Origin of the sequence: Bacillus cereus group sp. RP43, from assembly GCF_040459645.1 — a bacterium.
In the GTDB taxonomy this organism is placed as follows: domain Bacteria; phylum Bacillota; class Bacilli; order Bacillales; family Bacillaceae_G; genus Bacillus_A; species Bacillus_A mycoides_C.
Genome location: NZ_JARVHQ010000001.1, coordinates 2,537,535 through 2,557,016, shown reverse-complemented (window position 1 = coordinate 2,557,016; position 19,482 = coordinate 2,537,535). Strand labels below are relative to the sequence as shown.

Sequence of the window (19,482 nt, the reverse complement as noted above, 5' to 3'; positions counted from 1 at the left end):
TTAATTACGTTTGAAATTGAAAGTAAATATAGATACCTCCTAGCTAGAGGTACCCATACCATAATTACATTAAAGTTCCTTTAACTGCTTCGTAAGTTCTATAAAGCGTTCGTCAAGTTCTTTATATCCTTTGTCGTTAGAAGTTAAAAAGCTTAATTTACCTAATACTTCTTGTCTCTCTGTTTCTAACGTTAAACGTAGCTCTTCAATATCATCTCTTGTTTTAATAGGTTTCTCTAGCTGCTTTTGTATCATATGATTTGAAAACACAAGTTTCGTATTAGTTGTTTTCTCTAGAAAATATCGATCGTGAGAAACTATAACTAGTGTTCCATTATACTCCGCTAATGTATTTTCAAGCTGTTCACGTGAAGGAAGATCAAGGTGATTTGTCGGTTCATCTAAAATAAGTACATCTTTTTCATCTAAAATATAAGCCATTAACTTACATTTCACTCGTTCTCCCATGCTCATATGTTCAATCGGCTCTTTCCATTGAGAAGCTTGGAACCCTAAATGTTTCATTAAATTTTGAACTTTCCCTCTTTCTTCAAATGAATCTTTAAAAAATAAATCTTCTGGCGTTTTATCAAGTGGTAAATCAAATACTTCTTGTGTTAAATAACCGATGTTTGCAGATGGTGAAATCCATATTTCTCCTTGCACAGTTTCCGTTCCCATAATCATCTTCAGTAATGTTGTTTTCCCACTACCGTTTGGTCCAACAATCGCAACCTTCTCACCGTGCTGAATTGTAAAATTAACGTTTTCAAATAATGTTTTTCCATGAAAGTCTTTTTTTAATTGCTTTACTTCTAAAAAGCGTTTTCCTACTTTTTTATTCGCTTGGATAGAGAACTCAACTGAGTACTCCTCTCTCACACGTTCTACCTTCGTTTTCTCCAGCTCTTTTTCGAGACGTTTTCGTTTTGACTTCACTTGCGCATCCATTCGCTTCGCTTTTACACGATAAAATTCTTTAACACCTTCTTGTTTTGTAGATTGTGCATGTGCCTTATGTGACCAGGAAGTTAATTCTTTTATATGTGTTTCTACTTGTTCTATCTTTTTTTGCTGCTTTTCATATTCACGTTGCTGCGTCAATCTTCTTTGCTCACGTGCTTTCATATAACTCGTATAATTACCGCTATGTTCAATTAATTTTTTATCTTCAATTGACCATATTTTTGTTGCGACAACATCTAAAAAATATCGATCATGCGATACAACTATAACTGTACCTTTCATATTTTTTATTTGTTTAATGAGAAATTCCGTACTCATCTCATCTAAGTGATTTGTCGGTTCGTCTAATATTAAAACATTAGGATTTCTAGCAAAGCCTTTTGCTAGTCGAATTTTCAGCTTTTCACCACCACTTAAAGTAAGAAAATCGTTCGTTGGCACGCCCCATTTCGCAAGAAGTTCTGCTTCTTTTGCAATCACATCATTACTAATAAAAGATTCTATTTCTTGTTCAACATATGCCGTTGTCATATTCATTTGCTGCCATTCAACAATTCCTTTTGATGGCTCAATCTTCCCATTTATTAATTGAAGTAACGTTGATTTACCGGCACCATTTTTACCAATTAATCCGATAACATCCCCTTGTTTTACTGTAACATTCATTTTCTCTAACAAAGTATTTTCCTTTATTTCAACATAAACATCATTTAATTTTAAAAGCTCTTTCATATTACCGATCCCTTTCATTAAGGGAGAACAAAAAAATCCTCCCAAATTAATTTTGGCAGGATTAGTCGTTACATTATTTATACCCAAATAAGCTATTACGCAAATCAAATAGCAAAACCGTTGAATGGAATTGGGTAGACTAATCCTATTTTTTGTAAATTGAAATTTATTTAATTTCAACATTTAAAAATAAGATTAGTTAATCATCGTCCACCCATCATTCCTTTCCATCGTTAGTAACCATATTGTACCATAGTGGTACTGTATGAGTAAATGTAATTATATGTGCTATTAAAAAGATTGCTCTCTTTTAGGTCTATTTATCATTTCTACACTTCAGATCGATCAAGCACAAACAACATTTGTTGTACTTCTTGCTTTATATTTCCCTAGTAATAAACTTCCAAGCACTCCCTCTTATATAATTTTTATATAAATTTATGTTTAATTATATATTATACATACTACATTTCTGTTCTTATAATAAAGTTATCATTTTTAAGGAGGAATTCTACAATGGAATTTAGCAAACTCGGAAACAGTGGATTAACAGTAAGTAAGATTGCATACGGAAACTGGATAAACCATGGTGGAAAAGTAAATGAAAATACTGCAAATGATTGTGTGAAAACCGCACTAGATGTCGGAATTACAACGTTTGATACTGCTGATGTTTATTCGGACACGATAGCCGAGGAAGTACTTGGCCGATCTTTAAAAGGTATACGCCGAGAAAGTATAGAACTATGTACAAAAGTATGTCATCCGACCGGACCTGGAAAAAATGATCGTGGATTATCGCGAAAACATATTATAGAAAATTGTAATGCCTCATTAAAACGGTTGCAGACAGACTACATTGATGTCTATTATGCACATAGATTTGATACAACAACTCCCCTTGAAGAAACGATGTTAGCTTTTGCTGACCTTGTAAGACAAGGTAAAGTCCTTTACTTAGGCGTAAGTGAGTGGACATCAGAACAAATTACCCGCGGTGCAGCACTTGCACGAGAATTGAACATTCCACTTATCGCTAGCCAACCTCAATATTCGATGTTGTGGCGAGTTATTGAAACTGATGTAATACCAACATGTCAACGTGAGGGACTTGGTCAAGTTGTTTGGTCTCCCCTTGCACAAGGTATTCTCACAGGAAAATATCAACCTGGTAAACCCTTGCCGAATCAATCACGTGCTAACTCTGATGCTGGTAAACCATTTTTCCAAAAACTCGTGCAACGTTGGATGAGTGAGGATGTACTCACTGCAATTCAGAAACTTAATCCCATCGCGCAAGAAACTAATCTTACCTTATCTCAACTCGCAGTTGCTTGGGTACTACAAAATCCAGCTGTTTCCTCTGCAATTATTGGCGCATCAAATCCGGAGCAAATAAGAGAAAACGTAATTGCTTCTAATGTTAAATTACAACCTGAAATTATGAATCAAATTGATGATGTACTAAAAGGTTTCATTGAGTACGATACGAGCAAAACAGGTTAAAACATCAGTGAATTCTCCCTATAAAGAAGCTTTCCTTTCCAAATCCACACTGCCCATTCTATAAAGATGGGCTTTTATCTTTTACATTCACATTGTGAAGTCGTATAAACCTCTCTAACAACTGTTAAAAAGTTCTCTAACACAACAGACTTTTCATCTAGTCTCCATCCAGCATATAAATTTATTTTTGGTGTATTTTCTTGAATTTCTTTATATATAACTCCCGATTTTTTATAACTTTCCACTGATGATGGAACGACAGAAATCCCTATTCCTGCTGCAACTAAATTCACAATCGTTTGCATTTGAATCGCTTCTTGAACAATATTTAAACTTACTCCATGTTCCCAAAAGTAACTAATAATTAAATCATAAAAGTTTGTACCAAAATGACGTGGAAATAAAATAAATGGTTCATCCACTAATGATTTGATTGAAATTTTACGTAACGTAACGAAAGGGTGCTCTTCATGCAAAACCAATTTCAAACACTCCTCAGAACAAACTTCAGAAGATAATATTTCATTATTTTGCTCGGAACGTATAAATCCTATATGAATTTGTTTTTCATAGAGCGCTTTTATTTGCTGGTCTGTTGTCATCTCACGTAATATGAGCTGAATTTTAGGAAATCGTTCTCGAAATGTTTTTAATATGTCTATAACTGTTTCTGTAGAATCGACAAAACCAATGATTAAATGCCCAATCTTCCCTTCATCCGCGAGCTGTGTTTCTTTAATGGTTCTATCTACTTGAAGTAACGTTTGCCGAGCACCTTCTAAAAAGATTTTCCCCGCATCGGTAAGTTCAACCATTCTTTTTGTCCGGTAAAAAAGTTGAACTCCTAATGCTTCTTCCAATTTTCGAATTTCTTGGCTTAAAGGCGGTTGTGCCATCATAAGACGCTCTGCTGCACGACTAAAGTTTAATTCTTCTGCCACTGTTATGAAATATCTCATTTTACGAATATCCATTACAATCCCCCCTACCATAAACAAATAATAAACACTTCGCTTTTACTTCTCTAAGGTAAATAATTTTTTATTTTCAAGTGGTACAAAACAAGGCTAAAAAAACTTATCTCCAAAGTTCTTTAGCCTTGATCACTTGTTACACATTAAAAAATATTATTCGTACAACGGTACCTTTATCAACTTCTGAATGGATCTCTACACTATGTCCCAATTGTTTTGTAATTTCATATACAAGATATAACCCCATTCCAGTTGATTCTTTAAAATCTCTACCATTTTCTCCTGTAAAGAACGGTTTAAATACTCTTGGTAAATCTTGCTTCGGTATCCCGACGCCACTATCGGCAATTTCAAGTACAACTGTATTACCTTCTCTACATGCTTTCACTTTAATCTTTTCTCTACTACCTGATGAGTATTTAATCGCATTCGATATAATTTGTCCAATTAAAAATTGCAACCATTTCGCATCACTTTCTACAGTAATACCTTTATCAATTTCAAGCTCTGGATATACAAAACTCCGGATAAAGAAGCGTTTATGTTCATGCACGGAATCATTTACTACTTTATGTAGTTGTACTCTTTCTACATAAAAATCTTGTGTGAATGCTTCTAAACGCGCGACATATAATGCCATCTCTAATCCCTTTTTCAACCGATCTGTTTCCTCATTAATACTTTCAAAACGCGAATCCACTTCATCCTGTGTAATTAATTCTATTACAGATAGAGGTGTTTTCATTTGATGAATCCACTGATTCATAAAGGTTAAATGATCATTATTTTTTCTCTCTTGTAATTGCAGCTGATTTTGATAATGACGATATTGTGCATCAAGCAAATCTTGGAGTGCGGTAGATAAAACTGCAAAATCAGATTTTTGAACGGATTCATCCAAAGATTGCAATGGATTTGCTAAACGCTCATAAAAAGAACGATGTGTAAAATAACGAAATACTAAGTAGCTTACCATAAAAAAAGCACCTAAAAACATTGCATATAATGCTGTTGTAATATGATTATGTCCATCAAACCAATATACGAGGAATATGGCTAATAGTTGGAGCACTGTAAAACAAATAAGTGGTATATGGTCACGTATAAACAGCCTTATCATTTTTCCATACCATTTTCCCAAGTAATATGCAACCTATATCCAACACTACGAATTGTTTCAATCGCATCTTCAATATGTAAGGTTTTTAACTTTTTACGCACACGTGTTGTATTTACACTTAATGTATTATCATCAACGTAAGATTCACTATCCCATAATTTATTAAGTAACACTTCTCTACTCACAACACGCGGGTAATTTTTCATTAGCGTTTCTAATAAAATAGCTTCGTTTCTCGTTATATCAATCTCTTGCCCCCTAAGTTTTAACACAAGTCTTTCTGGATATAAACAAAGACCTTGTTGCTCAACCATTCGTTCTTCTAGTTTCGGTGCATAGTCTCCGTAAGCACGTCTTAAATGACTACGAATTTTTGCCATTACAACTTCATAATGAAAAGGCTTCGGAATAAAATCATCGCCACCATTTTCTAACGCCATAACTTGATCCATCGTACCTTCACGGGCCGAGATAAATAAAATTGGACACGTGGAAACTCCGCGAATTTGACGACACCAATAGTAACCGTCAAAGCTTGGTAAATTAATATCTAATAAAACTAACTCTGGTTGTTCTTCTAAAAATATTTCTAACACGTTTTGAAAATCCGATATAACAATTCCTTGGTAACCGTATTTCGCAACATAAGTTGATAATAGCTCCGCAATTTTCATATCATCTTCTACAATCATAATTTTAACCATTCTTAAACTCCTTTTAATTCACAATCTCAAATATACTTATACAAAATAAATACTATCTCTTTTTATTTAATCCGTAAATTAAAAAAGATACTTTTATAAAACAGCATCCTTCTTCTATTATTCTTATTTAATATTAAATTTACTCCAATTAAAACCCAGCTTCTCCACATAGTCCATTCTTAGTTCCATCCGCGTCGTTTTTAGTGGATCCACAACTTGACAAACTTTTAAATTACCTGCTGCTGATAATAAAAGGGTTGCATCAGCTTTAGACATTTCTAATTCCTCATGTAAAAATGTCACCATATTATGTACAGCACGATTCGCTGCATCGTCTAACAATTTCTCTGAAGCAATCGTCATTATTTTTTCTTTTTGGATAACCATTGGTAATGGCCATTTCTTTTCTTTTATAATTTGAACAGTTACAGTTACCTCTCCAGCAACTTCCACTCCACTAACACCAATTTCACCATCACCCATTGCTGCGTGTAAATCACCTAATGCTAATAGTGCCCCTGGGACATTAACTGGTAGTAGTAATGTTGTTCCTTCTTTAATTTCTTTACAGTCCATATTTCCGCCGTGATCATGCGGTGTGCCACATGAAATGCTCTCTTCTTTCGGTGCAGTACCAATTACCCCAATCATTGGATTAATCGGGATTTGTAGTTCACTTGATAATGAAACATATCCATTATGTATTGGGACAATTTTCACTGTATTTTCATTTAGCTCATCCCCCATTACACCAAGGTTCGCACCTGTCGTTAAAACACCCTGCTCTGAAATTTTAATCTTTTCAATCGTTACCATTAAAATATCGCCAGGTTCTGCGCCTTTAATATATACAGGCCCAGTCGCTGGATTAATTCGGTTCCAATCTAATTCTTGAAACACAACATCTTCAGACTGAATTTGATTTTCAAAGCAATCATATGTTTCAAATACAAGACGACTCCCAATTTCTACTTCAATACATGGATTATTTTCTGGTGACATTGCGTAAATGATATGTTCTTTATGAATACGATGCATAGTACCTCTCCCTTTCCATTATTATCTTCTATAACTAATTAGCTTTAATTCATACAAGCTCCTTGTTAAAATTAAAAGTTATTTTCAGATTACAAAAGCACTTAGCTCATTTTGAAACATACACTCTTTACTATAACAGTTATAGAAAGGTGGTATTACAATGCCCCTTATTCCATACAACGAAAGTGACGTTGATTTACTAGCACGCTTAATCCGTGCTGAAGCTGAGGGCGAAGGACGACAAGGTGAACAACTTGTTGGATGTGTTGTAGTAAATCGTGTATTTTGTGATTGCTTAGATTTTAAAGACCTTCGATCTGTGCGTGATGCAGTATATCAAAGCCCTGGCGGATTTGAAGCGGTTCAATACGGATACTTTTATCAACGTGCCCGTGAATCAGAAAAAGAAATCGCAAGAAAAGTTTTACAAGGTGAATGGCGCTGGCCAGCACGATGGGCTCTTTGGTATTTCCGTCCAGTTGGAGCTTGTCCACCTGAATGGTATAATCAGCCGTTTGCAGGGCAATTTAAAAGCCATTGTTTTTACGAACCACGTGGTGATGAATGTCCAAAAATGTATTCACGATAGTAAAAATTAAGCAACGCAAGTACTTATTCTATTGAGTACTTGCGTTGCTTTTAACTATATTTTAGAAATCTAATAATGTGATGAATTTTCTGGCGCCTACCACATGTATTAATAATGGTATACGTGGACCACTTGATTGATTCATAATGAGCCTATATAAAATGATAAATAATTGTTTTTGATTTTCTTTCATTATTTTTTTATTTTCATGATGACAAATCGTATACAATTGCTTCATTAGTTTAGAATGATCGTTATTAGAACGAATTATTTTACAAACTTCTACTAGCCATTTTTTCTGCCGTTCATCTAATGTGTTATAAAACTCCGTATTTTTCTCTTTATTTACCGCAATTAATTTTTTAGATTGAAAGTTTCTTATCCAATACTCAGCACGATTACTTATCGCTATCATTTCAGGTAATGCATAGCTCCTATCTATTTTCTCTAATATATCTTGTAAAATAGATGAATCAAAATTTAATAACGGTAAAGTTCCTGCTACTTGATTAAACTTTGGATGCTCTTTAAATCGGCTATCAAGTCTAGAAAGTTTAATTGCATCAAATAAATCTTCATTTTTGAGTGTTTTATTTTCATAACTATCCTTCAATCTCTCATACTCTGTATAATTGCGAATCACATCTTCATCAAGTCCAATATGAAAAGCTGCATCAGGCTTATATTTTGCAAACATAAAAAGAATTACTTCTGGTAAATACACTTTTAATAAGTCGCTAGGTGTAATACTATTCCCTGAAGAACTGGACATTTTTTCATGATGCCCTTTAATTCCAATGAAATCATAAGCAACGTATTGAGGGGCTTCACAATTGAATATTTTCCTTGCAATTTCCTTTGATACATTATAACTACCTGTCTCCGATGAATGATCTCTTCCGCCCGGTTCGAAAATAACATCCTCTATCATCCATCTCATCGGCCAATCGATTTTCCAATTCAGTTTCATTTTATTTGTATTTAATACCGATAATTCATTTTGATTTCCACATTCACAGTCATACCGAATTGTTTTTAATACTTCATCAAAATGTGTAATAGTTGTTGCATCTTTCCCGCACCTCTCACAATATAACGTAACTGGATAAAAGTTTTCTCTATCTTCTTCTCGGTGTACTCCTGTTTTAAAATCCATTAAAACATCATATATTTCTTTTCTTTTACACAAAGCTTCTAATATGTTTCCGTTATACCTTCCGCTTCTATATTCAGCATGTTGATATATGAATTCCACTTCAATCCCAAATGCTTGGAGCGATTTTTCAAACTCTTTTTCAAAATGCTCCGCATATGAGTTATGACACCCATGTGGATCAGGGATATCACAGTACGGCATACCAATGTATCTTCCAAAAGATGGATCAATATTTTTAGGAACTTTTCTAAACCTGTCATAATCATCCCATGAAAAGATAAAACGAGTCTTTTTCCCTAAATCTTGCAGAGCCTTTACAACTAAATAAGTCGTTACTATTTCACGGAAGTTCCCAATATGAACAGAACCAGATGGACTAATTCCAGATGCACAAACATAAGTTTCTTTATTTGGATGTTTTCTAATTAATTCATGTGCTACTTCATACGCCCAATGCATATACTCACCTCAATTGTTTTTTGTTTTCACATTTTCAGTTTTATGCAATAAAAAAACTCCCACCCCCAAGATTATTCATCTTGAGGACGAGAGTTATTAGCTTCGCGGTACCACCTCAGTTTGTTAATACGTCACCATATTAACCTCTTCAGGTACGGCCAAATATGCTTATACCCTATCTCTATAACGGGAGAATCCGTCGCACCATCCCTAAATAAATTAGTTCTTTGCGCAGCTCCAAGTCTTTTTTCGTTAAGATGTTTAACCGCTCTTTCTCAGCTACCAGAGCTCTCTGTATGCATTCATTCTTAACTACTCTTCTCTTCAATGCCAAATTGTATATTAGTTTTTTACATATGATAATTTATAACAGATGTATTGTCAAATTTTTCTGAACAGAAATTAATAACATATATTTTCCCTATCTAAAAAATATATTATTCCTTCAAGTTGAATTTTGTGACTACACCATCACAATAATATGTCACTTTCGGTTTCTCTTTAAATCGCTTATATTTTTCACTCCCTTCATATACTTGGAATACATTTTCACATGAAACATCACATAGCTCTTTCTCCCCATAGTTTTATGCTATTTTCGAGTTACATGAGAAGGTCTTCGTTTTTTTGTAGTACATCTTTATTCCAATCAAACAAAAGGTTTACCTCCATTTTTATCGAACTTTATATGTATCTCTAATGAATTGAGGTGAAACAGATTGCACAGAAATATTGAATTAGTCGTAGATGCAAAAGCGAGTTTAGGTGAAAGTCCTTGCTGGGATGAAAAAAGACAAATATTATATTGGGTTGATATTATAGAGAAGAAATTATGCCTCTACAGTCCTACTAGTAATATGAACCGAGTGATTATTCTCGATCAACAAATCGGTTGTGTCGTTCCATATTTAGATGATGTAGTACTTTTAGCTGTAGAAAAAGGCTTTTACTCTCTTAATCTAAATACAGAAAAACTTACACATATTTATGACCCTGAACCAGATTTATTAGAAAACCGCTTTAACGATGGAAAATGCGATCCAGCTGGCCGCTTTTGGGCAGGCACTACAGACTTATATGGTATTAATGCGGCTGGTTCCTTGTATTGTTTAAACAATAATTTCAACGTAGATAAAAAAGTTGCACATGTAAATACATCAAATGGTATAGCTTGGTCCCCTGATCATACATTTCTTTATTTCATTGATACGCCTACTAAAAAAGTTGTTCGTTTTGATTATGACATACATACTGGTGTAATTAGCAATCCAACAGATATTATCATCTTCCCTGAAAATGAAGGTATACCCGATGGTATGACAATTGATGTAGAAGGTTGTTTATGGATTGCACATTGGGGAGGCTCGAAGATTACTAGATGGAATCCCTTTACTGGAAAACAGATTTTAAGTATTCCGATTCCTGCTTTATATGTAACGTCGTGTACATTTGGAGGACCTAATTTGACCGATTTATACATCACAACAGCCCGAACAAGAATGACGGATGCGGAATTAAAACAGTACCCACATGCTGGTGGTATATTTCGAATTCAAACAAATATTAAAGGTTGTCCAACCTATTCATTTCGCCATGAAACTATTGGAGCTGAAACATTATGAACATGCTGAACTATTTTGAAGGACAGAAAGACCTACAAATACTTGACCTTGGCTCTGGTGTCGGTAGAAACAGTATTCAGATTGCATAAAAAAATCATGAATAGTGGCGGCACTGTTACTTGTGTCGATCTACTTGATTCGGCTTTAACGAAGTTACAAGTTTATAGCAAAGAACATAGTGTATTTGAATACATAAAAACGGAACAATCAGCAATTGAAGACTACTATATTCCTTCTAAGACCTTTAACTACATCGTTGCGGTATCAAGTTTAGAGCATGTCCGATCAATAGACGATTTTAAAAAAGTGCTGCACTCTATGAAAAATGGGACAAAGAGTGGTGGTATCAATTGTTTAATAGTTAACTCTAACATTCAAGAAATTGACTTGGAAACGAATCAAGAATTAGATGCTTTAATTGAAATTAACCTTTCTACGGAAGAAATGATACGTACACTAAAAGGCGTTTATACCGAATGCCAAAAAGTAAAAGTTGAAATAAAAAATTTAGCGTATGATATTGTACGAAACGGTACACACATTCAATTAAATACGAATGCGATTACTTTTGTCATGCAAAAATTGTAGTTTATTTGAGTGGTGACAATTTTCTTTTTAAGTCACCACTCGTATATTTATGTAAATATCATTCCATCGTAATTACAATTTTCCCTCTAGTATGCTGACTTTCACTCAAAATATGAGCTTCTCTAACTCCTTTTTCATTAAACGGAACAACCTTACTAATGATTGGTTTAATTTTTTCAGCTTGAATCAAACCTGATAATTCGTATAATTGCTTTCCGCTTGGTTTTAACCATAAAAATCCTGATTTTATCCCTTGTACTTCATGCAGTGGTTCATGAACGATAGAAACTAGAACACCACTAGGCTTAATAATTTGAAAACTTTTCTCTTGTACTTCACCGCCGATTGTATCTAACACAATATCATAATCCGATAGTAGCTCTTCAAATTTATTTTTTTTATCATCAATAATGAGGTCAGCACCTAAAGACTTTAAAAACTCTTCATTTTTACTACTTGCAGTTGTAGCGACATAGGCCCCAAATGATTTCGCGATTTGAATTGCAAAACTACCTACTCCGCCCCCTCCAGCATGAATTAATACTCGATCATTTTCTTTTATTTGTGCGTAATCAACAAGACTTTGCCAAGCTGTTAGTCCTGCAAGAGGTATAGACGCAGCTTCTTCAAAACTAAGATTATTTGGCATGTAAGCTACTAAATCTGATTTTACTGTAATGTATTCAGCATAGGAGCCTTTCCCTATATTTTCTGGTTTCGTAAACACTTTATCTCCTATTTTGAAATGGTCCACATCTTCTCCAACTTCTTCAATTACTCCAGCAACATCTAAACCTAATATTATTGGAAATGAAAATTGCAGCTTCTCTTGTAATTCTCCCTTTCTTATTTTCCAATCAACAGGATTGACAGATGTCGCGTGTATGCGTATTAATACTTCATTACATTTAATAACCGGCTTTGGAACTTGTCTTTCTTGTAATTTTTCATCACTACCATATTGATCAATAATAATTGCTTTCATTTCCACTCCTCCTTGTTGTTTATTTTAGTAACTTATACTTATTTTTCAAAATATTTTGTTTTTAATGAAAATAATTATATTTGGAGGTGATATTTATGCTACTCTACTAATTAAGCATCATGAGTGCAAAAAACATTAACCTTACTTTATCTAGTATAAGTTTAAGAAACAACCAAAGTTATATTTTATTTATTTGTTAATGAACTTTAAATGAAACGGAGAGTGTACTATGAGTGAACAAGTTTTCAAAGTGAACGGTATTGATTTATGTACAGAAAGCTTTGGCAATCCTAATAACCCAACAATATTATTAATTATGGGAGCTACGTGTTCAATGGTTTATTGGGATGAAGAATTTTGTGAAAGGTTAGCTAGCACAGGAAGATTTGTCATTCGCTATGATAACCGTGATGTTGGGCGCTCTATTACATATGAGCCTGGGACTTCCAATTACACTGTAGCAGACATGGCTGAAGATGCAATCGGGGCACTCGATGCGTATCATATTGACAAGGCACACCTTCTGGGCATGTCATTAGGAGGTATGATTGCTCAAATTGCTGCAGTAAAACACCCAGAAAGAATATTAACCTTAACATTACTAGCAACAAGCGTTATTGGATCTGATAACAATACTCGTGATTTGCCTCCAATGGATGAAAGAATTTTGACACATCATGCTAATGGTGCGAATTTAGATTGGACAAATAAAGATGTTATAGCGAAATATTTAGTTACAGGATCACGTCTACTCTGTGGATCAAAGCGTATATTTGATGAAGCAAGAACTTTGAAACAAGTAAAACAAGAAATAGAACGTGCTAACAATCTATTAAGTATGTTTAATCACGCCCTCCTAACAGGTGATGATTCTTATGAGGGTATACTTAAATCAATTCTGGTACCAACTTTAGTAATTCATGGTACGGACGATAGAGCTCTTCCACTTGAACATGGCCTCGCACTTATTGACGAAATTCCGAACTCAAAACTATTAACCCTTGAAGGTACAGGACATGAGAATCACCCCGATGACTGGGATAAAATTATTAAAGCAATTTCAGAACATATATCCTATATAAGATAAGGATAACTTTTAGAAGGGGCACAAATTGTTTTGTCCCCTTCTATTTATAGATATTACGATACAATAACAAAAGCCCATCACTTCATCCTTATGTATAGTGATGGGCTCTACATATGATTTTCTATGTTCAAAAGAATGGACAATCTAATTGATCAACAGATTCCCACGATTTTTTTTTTACATTTTCGGTGGATTTACTATTTTCTAGTGATACGTTTTTAAATGGATTCATTTCAACTTTTAGTAGAGATGATGGTTCTACATATAAAGAAAAAACATGGCTACTTGGCAAGGTTTTCGATACATCAATATCTCCTACCTGTTTAAATAATTGCTGGGCTGCAAAGAAAAAGAAATTAGTTGGATTGGATTGTTTATTAAGCCAAGCAATCATTTCAGGCGATACTGATTTATTAATATTAATTTTCACTCGATCACCACGTTTATATCGCCTAGATCGCATACAACCACCAACTAACTTATCGTTAAGTTTGTAAACCCTAACTCTTTTTGCTTATGCTCTCTATATTTTGGTGAACATGTATATACTAATAACCCACGTGCATTTGTAAATAACGGGTTATCTACAAAAATTACATTTTTCAAACGTCCTTTTTGTTTTAAAATCATTTTCAAGCTATTTTTAATAATAACTGCACCCCCACCATAAATAAATACATATGGATCGTCTTTCATATCATCAATTTTGTTAATAATATCCGTTGCAACACGTGCTGCTAAACCTAAAAACGCTGGTTGCGATTCCTCAACTAACAATGCATTTCTTGGGTGCTTTTCATTTAAATAAATTTGATTAAATTCTGTAATACTATCAATCGTTTTCGTAGGATATTTCCGATTCCATCTCGTAATAATTTGTAGTAACGTTTCTTTTACACCGTACGATAATCCTTTACTTAATTGCGGACGGAAATTTACCCCTAATGAAACAACTTCTTCCGTTGTCCCTGCGCCAATATCAAAAGACAATAAAGTTTTATCAACAAAATCAATTTCTGAAACTTGATTTTGTTCACATTCTATTTTATGTTTCACAACATTTCCTTCCTCATCATATACAATTCCCCACGTCCCAGAAGCGCCTTCAGGTAGACATTTACAAAACTCAATAGAAACATTAATCGTAACATCGCGCCCATTTGGATAATGGAATATGACCTTGTGATTACCCATATACCGTTTCGCATTTTCAGCAGCGATTTCCTGTGTAATAAGTTGCATTGGAAGAGCCACCGATAAATCATAACGAATATTAATATGACTTGAAGTAGGGCTTTGACGCATAGCACTTATCGCTAAACCTGAAAGGATTGTAATAACCATTAACTCATCAGTAGATTTATTTGATTTTTTCTCCACTTCAGTACCTTTTAATTGATCTTGAATCACTTTTTCTCCAACGATGTATCGTACATTATTTAACATTAGCGATGGAGAACTAATGGTCACATCAATGTGATTCTCTAATTCTGACGATGAAACATCAACCTCATCTAACAACCCCGTAGGCTCACCTATATATAAAGAATAAATACTCGGAATAAAAATGGGTTCCTGCCCTTTCACCATTAACTTCAAACCATTATTTCCTGCATCTGCACCAGCTTTTAAAAGAATAGACATAACTACCCCCTAAATTAATCTGACATCCCTTCCAAATATATGCGAGCCCATTCTTTTACATTCAAATGTAATGTAATTTTTTCTTCATCCTTTAAACAAAATATCATAAACATTCACTTCATATGTAAAAAATATTTGACATAAAACTTTTCCAATTTTATACTATGGTTGTAAAGAGTTTTTTACAATGGTGGAGGTGCAATTATATATTGAATACTAAAAAGATTATTTTTGTAATCATTGTTTTATCGTTAATCGCGATACTCGGACATGGCGCATACAAATATGCAACTGAAGGCTCGATTTTGGGCGGGACAATTTTCGCCGCTTCTTTAATACTTAGTAATTTAATAAATCATATTACATGGGGAGATCCAAACGGAGTATCAAAAGAAAGTCAAGATGAAATGGGACAACAAATCACATATAAAAGCTTTAAAATCGCATATTTTGTGCTTGTAGTTGTTATGTTCCTTATATTACTCTGCTCAGAAGGATTTTCTATGGGTTCCAATTTGGATGGTGTAAAAAACCTTCCACTATTTATTGCACTCTGTTCATCCTTTCTTATTTTCCCTATTGTTGAACTCATTGTCGCCAAACAATATAAATAAAAAAATGTGGTTTTCTATATGCAGAAAACCACATTTTTTATATTTGGACCTCTTCTACTATTGCTTTTAACTTATTCACAGTTCGCCAGTTCCTTACTGTAGCTGGTGTATGTAACTTCTGAAACTGGTTCATTAGTTTAGAATTCCGAATGCTTTTTTTGAAAAATAAATACACTAATGTTCCTTCGATATGGCAATCTTCTATGTCACTTTTGTACATAAGTAACCGCTTACTGTCTTCTTCAGAAAGTGGATTAGCTAAAAAGGCCACATGTACACTTTCTCCTTCTAATAACGAATGGGTCTCGTAAGGACACTTTTTAATATTATTAATAAATTCATCATTTGCTCTTAACATGACCGGAACATCGAAATCAAAAACGTTCTTAATTTCACATTCAATCCGTTCCTTTAGAAAACTTATATCATCTTCTGATTCAAATACTACATTTCCACTTTGAATATATGTTTTCACTTGTTTTAACCCTATTGATTCAAACATTTTTTTCAAATCTGCCATTTTGATTACTTTATGTCCACCTACATTAATTCCCCGTAGTAGTGCAATATAAATTGTCATATAATTACCCCTCACGTATTTAAATGCTTAGCAATCGATTTGTTTTGCACCTTCATATTTCTCGGATACTGGCTTTAATTCTTCTAACATATCATGCATGGGCAATATCTCAAACAAAAAAGCTTACTACATGATTTTTCAAGAGTAAGCTTTTTAAATTATTTGGTTATCGGTAAATGTAATATTAATTGTTGTCCAATCGGTCCCATTCTTCTATACCCTTTATCTTGAAACCCAACTTTTCCATATAACTTTTGCGCTGGAATATTTTTTTCATTTACAGCAAGAATCACTTCATTTTTTATTGGATAATAATATTTTACAAAGTCTTGTAATAACGCCAATGATTTTTTAGCATATCCTTTCCTTTGTTTATTGTGATTGATAGAAAAAGAAGTTAAAAGTATAGCATCTTTATTTTCTGTAAACTCCTGTACTCTGTCACCCGTTTGTAATGCAAAAACACCGACAGGTACTCCGCTAAAGTCCAAAATAACAACTACATTTTTAGTTCGATCATTTTTCGCTTTCTCCAGTAATTCACCTGGATTCGCTGTGAATCGCACTTGTTCACTTGGTAAACTAAATGATTCTATTCTCTCTTTATACTGCTCCTTATACGGAACTAATTGTATTTCCCCTGTATGTATGTTCATGCTTAACTCTCCCGTTTTTTATCAAATTAACTTAAACCTTGCTGTGTTTTAGAATGCACTTTTCCATCCAAAAATGTAATTTCAGCAAATGATTTTGGATCGTTGCCTTTCCAAGCAAAAATTTGTTTAATTCGTGTAGAATGTTCTTCCCCTTCTTCTATGAGTAAATCCCCTTCAAAACCGATTAAATCTTTCACTTCTAAATATGTCATTCCTTCATTAATATTTGAGAAATGATTTACATTAATGGATTTTTGATTTCTATTTTCCGTTATAGTAGAAGATGTAGCAGTTTTCTTCTTCACTTCTTTCTTCTGGTCACACGCTGTCATACTAAAACCTATGCATAAACTACACAATATGAGTGTGCTTTTTTTCATCATAACGGTTGTCCCTCCCCTCATTATTAAACCATATTTTCCCTTAAAAATAAACTGAATATTTAATCTTATAAAAAAATCCCGTACAATTTAGTACGGGACTTCCACTATTTTTTCAAATGATTATTTGATTGATCATCTTGTTCTTTTCGTAGTTCTTGTTCTTCATCTTTTGGTAATTGTTTATCATTATCTTTAATTGGGTTTGTTTCTCTATTTTCAATCATATCATTTGGAACTTGCGGCATTACACGGCCAACAATTGCTGCTAGTTCATCAAGTATACCTTCACCAGTTTTACCTTTTTTAATTTGCTTACCTATTTGTTTTAATCTTTCATACGTATCAACATCTGCTACAACGACTGCATTAGCACCATTTGGGTCATTTTTCAAACTTTCTGCTACGGAGTACTTAATTGACTCAACACGAGTTCGATCAAGTTTCGCTTTTACATCAATACCTACAACAGCATATTTCCCCACTACTACCGCTGTCGCATCATTCACACCTGGTACACTTGCGGCTAAAGATGCTAAATGATCAGCAGCTTTTTCGTTTGGCTTATTTGATTTGTTTGTATAATTAACATTTTTCATCGAGACATTTTTTTGTTCTGGCTTTTCATTAGGATTGTCTTTTTTTCCAATGCTACATCCAGTAATGACGAAACAAAGCATTAACATATATATAATGATTTTCATTATTTTCACCACTTTATCATTGATGTTTAATCATAAATTTTTTCAACAGCTTGCATCTTCTTCACTTTTTCTTCTGCACCGCTATTTGCGTTAATGAAAATTTGGTACGTATCTTTCCCTAAAGTACCAATAAATTCATAACAAAGTACTTCATTATGCAAGTCATTTACTACTACAGCTTTACGTTCTTCCATAACTTTTACATCGGGATTAATTTTCTTTCTCGCCTCAGCAGCAGTTAGCTTCGCACTCGGAATTGTTCGTTTTTGATGCGATGCTAAATATTCCTTTGCCGAAAAACCAACAATCGATCCATCATCTAAAGCAATTTTCATTTGAATTGCTTCTGGATAAATACGCACTCCATTTTCATTTACAACGTACGTAAACACACCGATATTATCATATTGAGAACTATCAAATAGCTCCATATTTGTAAACTTGTGATCCTTTAAAAACGTTAATCCTTTACTTCCTGCATCATTTAAACTAATTTTTTGTTCTTTAATTTCTCGATTATTCATTACCCAAATTGGGTATCCACCTTTTCCGGTAATATCCATGTGATATTCGTTGTTTGTTGCTGGATCTTTAATTTTCACACTGTAGAAAGATTCTTTTGCGCCTTTTCCGCTTTTCTCAACTTCTACTTTTTCATTTCCTTTTAAATTTAAAAATGATTTTGCGATTTTTGCAGCCTCATCTTTAGAAATCGCTTTACCCTCTGCTTCAAATCCGCCCTTTTTATTTTTTTGTGCGCTTGTAAAAGTAGGTCCGAAATTAGTAGACGAGTACGACGTTACATTCTTTTCAACTGTTTTTAATCCATCAATAATTGTGTTATCTGCTGGATCTCGGTTTGATGCAAGTGCCATTTCAACGTCCATCCAGCGCAAGTTGTTTTTCAACACAAGATGTTGCACTTTTCTTAGTTCATCTTGTATATTTCCTGCATTTGAATATAACGTTTGCAGTGTTTTATACTCTTGATCATTTAGCGGTTCTTTTTCTAAATCACGAATCGCTGCACGATAGCTAAAATCACCGATATTCGCTAAAAATTCTTCCGTTTTATTAAATGGCATTAATGTTAATGGTAGTTGACCTACATCAGAACGAGCTTCAGATGTTAAACGCCACACATCTGCTAATGCTGGCGATAGAGACGCACGTGAATTCATCGCAAGTGTTGTCCCGATTTTATCGTGTAATAAGTCAACCTCATACGCTAAATCATGAAACGCGCGCTGATAACTATTTTCCGCTCTAATTAATACTGCATTTTTTTCTTGATGCTCTTTATAGCCCCAATATCCTGTTCCGACTACACCTATTGTTAATAGTACAATGATAATACCTCGTAACATGTTTCCACCTC

At 33.8% G+C, this 19,482-nt stretch carries 19 protein-coding genes, 2 pseudogenes and 1 other annotated feature; of the genes and pseudogenes, 6 read left to right on the top strand and 15 right to left on the bottom strand.

The features are described 5' to 3' along the window. Positions 1–69: 69 nt before the first annotated feature. A complete protein-coding gene (abc-f, locus tag QCI75_RS13565; RefSeq protein ID WP_353760661.1) occupies positions 70–1,698 on the bottom strand; it encodes a ribosomal protection-like ABC-F family protein in 1,629 nt (542 codons plus the stop codon). 516 nt (positions 1,699–2,214) lie between these two features. On the opposite strand from abc-f, the gene QCI75_RS13560 reads away from it, so the two are divergent. Beyond that, positions 2,215–3,204, top strand: coding sequence for an aldo/keto reductase family protein (locus QCI75_RS13560; protein WP_353760660.1), 990 nt, complete (start codon positions 2,215–2,217; stop codon positions 3,202–3,204). A 74-nt stretch (positions 3,205–3,278) separates the two neighbouring features. Here the strand turns inward: QCI75_RS13560 and QCI75_RS13555 are convergent, their stop codons facing one another. From QCI75_RS13555 to QCI75_RS13540, 4 genes are all read right to left on the bottom strand, one after another. Beyond that, the gene (locus QCI75_RS13555; RefSeq protein ID WP_353760659.1) at positions 3,279–4,178 is read right to left on the bottom strand and encodes a LysR substrate-binding domain-containing protein; all 900 of its coding nucleotides are present in this window, start codon (positions 4,176–4,178) and stop codon (positions 3,279–3,281) included. A 136-nt stretch (positions 4,179–4,314) separates the two neighbouring features. Beyond that, positions 4,315–5,298 (bottom strand): sensor histidine kinase, encoded by a 984-nt coding sequence (locus QCI75_RS13550; protein ID WP_002110227.1) that lies wholly within the window; start codon positions 5,296–5,298, stop codon positions 4,315–4,317. Then, on the bottom strand, positions 5,295–6,002 hold the full coding sequence (locus tag QCI75_RS13545; protein ID WP_144507123.1) for a response regulator transcription factor: 708 nt from the start codon (positions 6,000–6,002) through the stop codon (positions 5,295–5,297). The genes QCI75_RS13550 and QCI75_RS13545 overlap by 4 nt, the downstream gene beginning before the upstream one ends. A 123-nt stretch (positions 6,003–6,125) precedes the next feature. Then, on the bottom strand, positions 6,126–7,040 hold the full coding sequence (locus tag QCI75_RS13540) for an acetamidase/formamidase family protein (protein WP_144507122.1): 915 nt from the start codon (positions 7,038–7,040) through the stop codon (positions 6,126–6,128). Between the two features lie 160 nt (positions 7,041–7,200). On the opposite strand from QCI75_RS13540, the gene QCI75_RS13535 reads away from it, so the two are divergent. After that, entirely contained in the window at positions 7,201–7,629 is a 429-nt protein-coding gene (locus QCI75_RS13535) for a cell wall hydrolase (RefSeq protein WP_128854472.1), read from the top strand. Positions 7,630–7,690: 61 nt separating this feature from the next. Here QCI75_RS13535 and lysS read toward each other — a convergent pair whose 3' ends face one another. Together lysS and QCI75_RS13525 are read right to left on the bottom strand one after the other, a co-directional pair. After that, positions 7,691–9,244 (bottom strand): lysine--tRNA ligase, encoded by a 1,554-nt coding sequence (gene lysS, locus QCI75_RS13530; RefSeq protein ID WP_353760658.1) that lies wholly within the window; start codon positions 9,242–9,244, stop codon positions 7,691–7,693. 79 nt (positions 9,245–9,323) lie between these two features. Beyond that, positions 9,324–9,581, bottom strand: a binding site (T-box leader). Positions 9,582–9,646: 65 nt separating this feature from the next. Continuing rightward, positions 9,647–9,816 (bottom strand): annotated as a pseudogene (locus QCI75_RS13525) (DUF2197 domain-containing protein); the annotation flags it as partial. A gap of 147 nt (positions 9,817–9,963) precedes the next feature. On the opposite strand from QCI75_RS13525, the gene QCI75_RS13520 reads away from it, so the two are divergent. Beyond that, positions 9,964–10,866 (top strand): SMP-30/gluconolactonase/LRE family protein, encoded by a 903-nt coding sequence (locus QCI75_RS13520; protein WP_353760657.1) that lies wholly within the window; start codon positions 9,964–9,966, stop codon positions 10,864–10,866. After that, positions 10,863–11,454 (top strand): annotated as a pseudogene (locus tag QCI75_RS13515) (class I SAM-dependent methyltransferase). The gene QCI75_RS13520 and the pseudogene QCI75_RS13515 overlap by 4 nt, the downstream one beginning before the upstream one ends. A gap of 58 nt (positions 11,455–11,512) precedes the next feature. Here QCI75_RS13515 and QCI75_RS13510 read toward each other — a convergent pair. Then, the gene (locus QCI75_RS13510; protein WP_353760656.1) at positions 11,513–12,439 is read right to left on the bottom strand and encodes an NADP-dependent oxidoreductase; all 927 of its coding nucleotides are present in this window, start codon (positions 12,437–12,439) and stop codon (positions 11,513–11,515) included. Positions 12,440–12,668: 229 nt separating this feature from the next. On the opposite strand from QCI75_RS13510, the gene mleBCA reads away from it, so the two are divergent. Next, positions 12,669–13,526 carry a BCA family alpha/beta fold macrolide esterase gene (gene mleBCA / locus QCI75_RS13505; protein WP_353760655.1) on the top strand — a complete coding sequence of 286 codons (858 nt, stop codon included), beginning with the start codon at positions 12,669–12,671 and terminating at the stop codon, positions 13,524–13,526. A gap of 127 nt (positions 13,527–13,653) precedes the next feature. Here mleBCA and QCI75_RS13500 read toward each other — a convergent pair whose 3' ends face one another. Beyond that, complete coding sequence (locus QCI75_RS13500) at positions 13,654–13,989, bottom strand: hypothetical protein (RefSeq protein WP_105584874.1); 336 nt, start codon at positions 13,987–13,989, stop codon at positions 13,654–13,656. Between the two features lie 11 nt (positions 13,990–14,000). Continuing rightward, complete coding sequence (locus QCI75_RS13495) at positions 14,001–15,170, bottom strand: ParM/StbA family protein (RefSeq protein WP_002065756.1); 1,170 nt, start codon at positions 15,168–15,170, stop codon at positions 14,001–14,003. A gap of 209 nt (positions 15,171–15,379) precedes the next feature. Here QCI75_RS13495 and QCI75_RS13490 point away from each other — a divergent pair, with 209 nt between their 5' ends. After that, complete coding sequence (locus tag QCI75_RS13490) at positions 15,380–15,784, top strand: hypothetical protein (protein ID WP_353760654.1); 405 nt, start codon at positions 15,380–15,382, stop codon at positions 15,782–15,784. A gap of 37 nt (positions 15,785–15,821) precedes the next feature. Here the strand turns inward: QCI75_RS13490 and QCI75_RS13485 are convergent, their stop codons facing one another. The 5 genes from QCI75_RS13485 to ypeB form a co-directional block, all read right to left on the bottom strand. Next, positions 15,822–16,364 (bottom strand): DUF1697 domain-containing protein, encoded by a 543-nt coding sequence (locus QCI75_RS13485; protein ID WP_353760653.1) that lies wholly within the window; start codon positions 16,362–16,364, stop codon positions 15,822–15,824. A gap of 158 nt (positions 16,365–16,522) precedes the next feature. After that, positions 16,523–17,020 (bottom strand): GNAT family N-acetyltransferase, encoded by a 498-nt coding sequence (locus QCI75_RS13480; protein WP_144507115.1) that lies wholly within the window; start codon positions 17,018–17,020, stop codon positions 16,523–16,525. A gap of 26 nt (positions 17,021–17,046) precedes the next feature. Continuing rightward, positions 17,047–17,403 (bottom strand): hypothetical protein, encoded by a 357-nt coding sequence (locus tag QCI75_RS13475; protein ID WP_144507114.1) that lies wholly within the window; start codon positions 17,401–17,403, stop codon positions 17,047–17,049. Between the two features lie 104 nt (positions 17,404–17,507). Beyond that, the gene (locus QCI75_RS13470) at positions 17,508–18,104 is read right to left on the bottom strand and encodes a YhcN/YlaJ family sporulation lipoprotein (protein WP_144507113.1); all 597 of its coding nucleotides are present in this window, start codon (positions 18,102–18,104) and stop codon (positions 17,508–17,510) included. Between the two features lie 26 nt (positions 18,105–18,130). Next, a complete protein-coding gene (gene ypeB / locus QCI75_RS13465) occupies positions 18,131–19,471 on the bottom strand; it encodes a germination protein YpeB (protein ID WP_353760652.1) in 1,341 nt (446 codons plus the stop codon). Positions 19,472–19,482: the final 11 nt, after the last annotated feature.

Excerpts from the sequence above, each read along its gene's own strand:
- abc-f (WP_353760661.1), bottom strand. The coding sequence starts at position 1,698 with ATGAAAGAGCTTTTAAAATTAAATGATGTTTATGTTGAAATAAAGGAA.
- QCI75_RS13560 (WP_353760660.1), top strand. The coding sequence starts at position 2,215 with ATGGAATTTAGCAAACTCGGAAACAGTGGATTAACAGTAAGTAAGATT.
- QCI75_RS13555 (WP_353760659.1), bottom strand. The coding sequence starts at position 4,178 with ATGGATATTCGTAAAATGAGATATTTCATAACAGTGGCAGAAGAATTA.
- QCI75_RS13550 (WP_002110227.1), bottom strand. The coding sequence starts at position 5,298 with ATGATAAGGCTGTTTATACGTGACCATATACCACTTATTTGTTTTACA.
- QCI75_RS13545 (WP_144507123.1), bottom strand. The coding sequence starts at position 6,002 with ATGGTTAAAATTATGATTGTAGAAGATGATATGAAAATTGCGGAGCTA.
- QCI75_RS13540 (WP_144507122.1), bottom strand. The coding sequence starts at position 7,040 with ATGCATCGTATTCATAAAGAACATATCATTTACGCAATGTCACCAGAA.
- QCI75_RS13535 (WP_128854472.1), top strand. The coding sequence starts at position 7,201 with ATGCCCCTTATTCCATACAACGAAAGTGACGTTGATTTACTAGCACGC.
- lysS (WP_353760658.1), bottom strand. The coding sequence starts at position 9,244 with ATGCATTGGGCGTATGAAGTAGCACATGAATTAATTAGAAAACATCCA.
- QCI75_RS13510 (WP_353760656.1), bottom strand. The coding sequence starts at position 12,439 with ATGAAAGCAATTATTATTGATCAATATGGTAGTGATGAAAAATTACAA.
- mleBCA (WP_353760655.1), top strand. The coding sequence starts at position 12,669 with ATGAGTGAACAAGTTTTCAAAGTGAACGGTATTGATTTATGTACAGAA.
- QCI75_RS13500 (WP_105584874.1), bottom strand. The coding sequence starts at position 13,989 with ATGCGATCTAGGCGATATAAACGTGGTGATCGAGTGAAAATTAATATT.
- QCI75_RS13495 (WP_002065756.1), bottom strand. The coding sequence starts at position 15,170 with ATGTCTATTCTTTTAAAAGCTGGTGCAGATGCAGGAAATAATGGTTTG.
- QCI75_RS13485 (WP_353760653.1), bottom strand. The coding sequence starts at position 16,364 with ATGACAATTTATATTGCACTACTACGGGGAATTAATGTAGGTGGACAT.
- QCI75_RS13480 (WP_144507115.1), bottom strand. The coding sequence starts at position 17,020 with ATGAACATACATACAGGGGAAATACAATTAGTTCCGTATAAGGAGCAG.
- QCI75_RS13475 (WP_144507114.1), bottom strand. The coding sequence starts at position 17,403 with ATGATGAAAAAAAGCACACTCATATTGTGTAGTTTATGCATAGGTTTT.
- QCI75_RS13470 (WP_144507113.1), bottom strand. The coding sequence starts at position 18,104 with ATGAAAATCATTATATATATGTTAATGCTTTGTTTCGTCATTACTGGA.
- ypeB (WP_353760652.1), bottom strand. The coding sequence starts at position 19,471 with ATGTTACGAGGTATTATCATTGTACTATTAACAATAGGTGTAGTCGGA.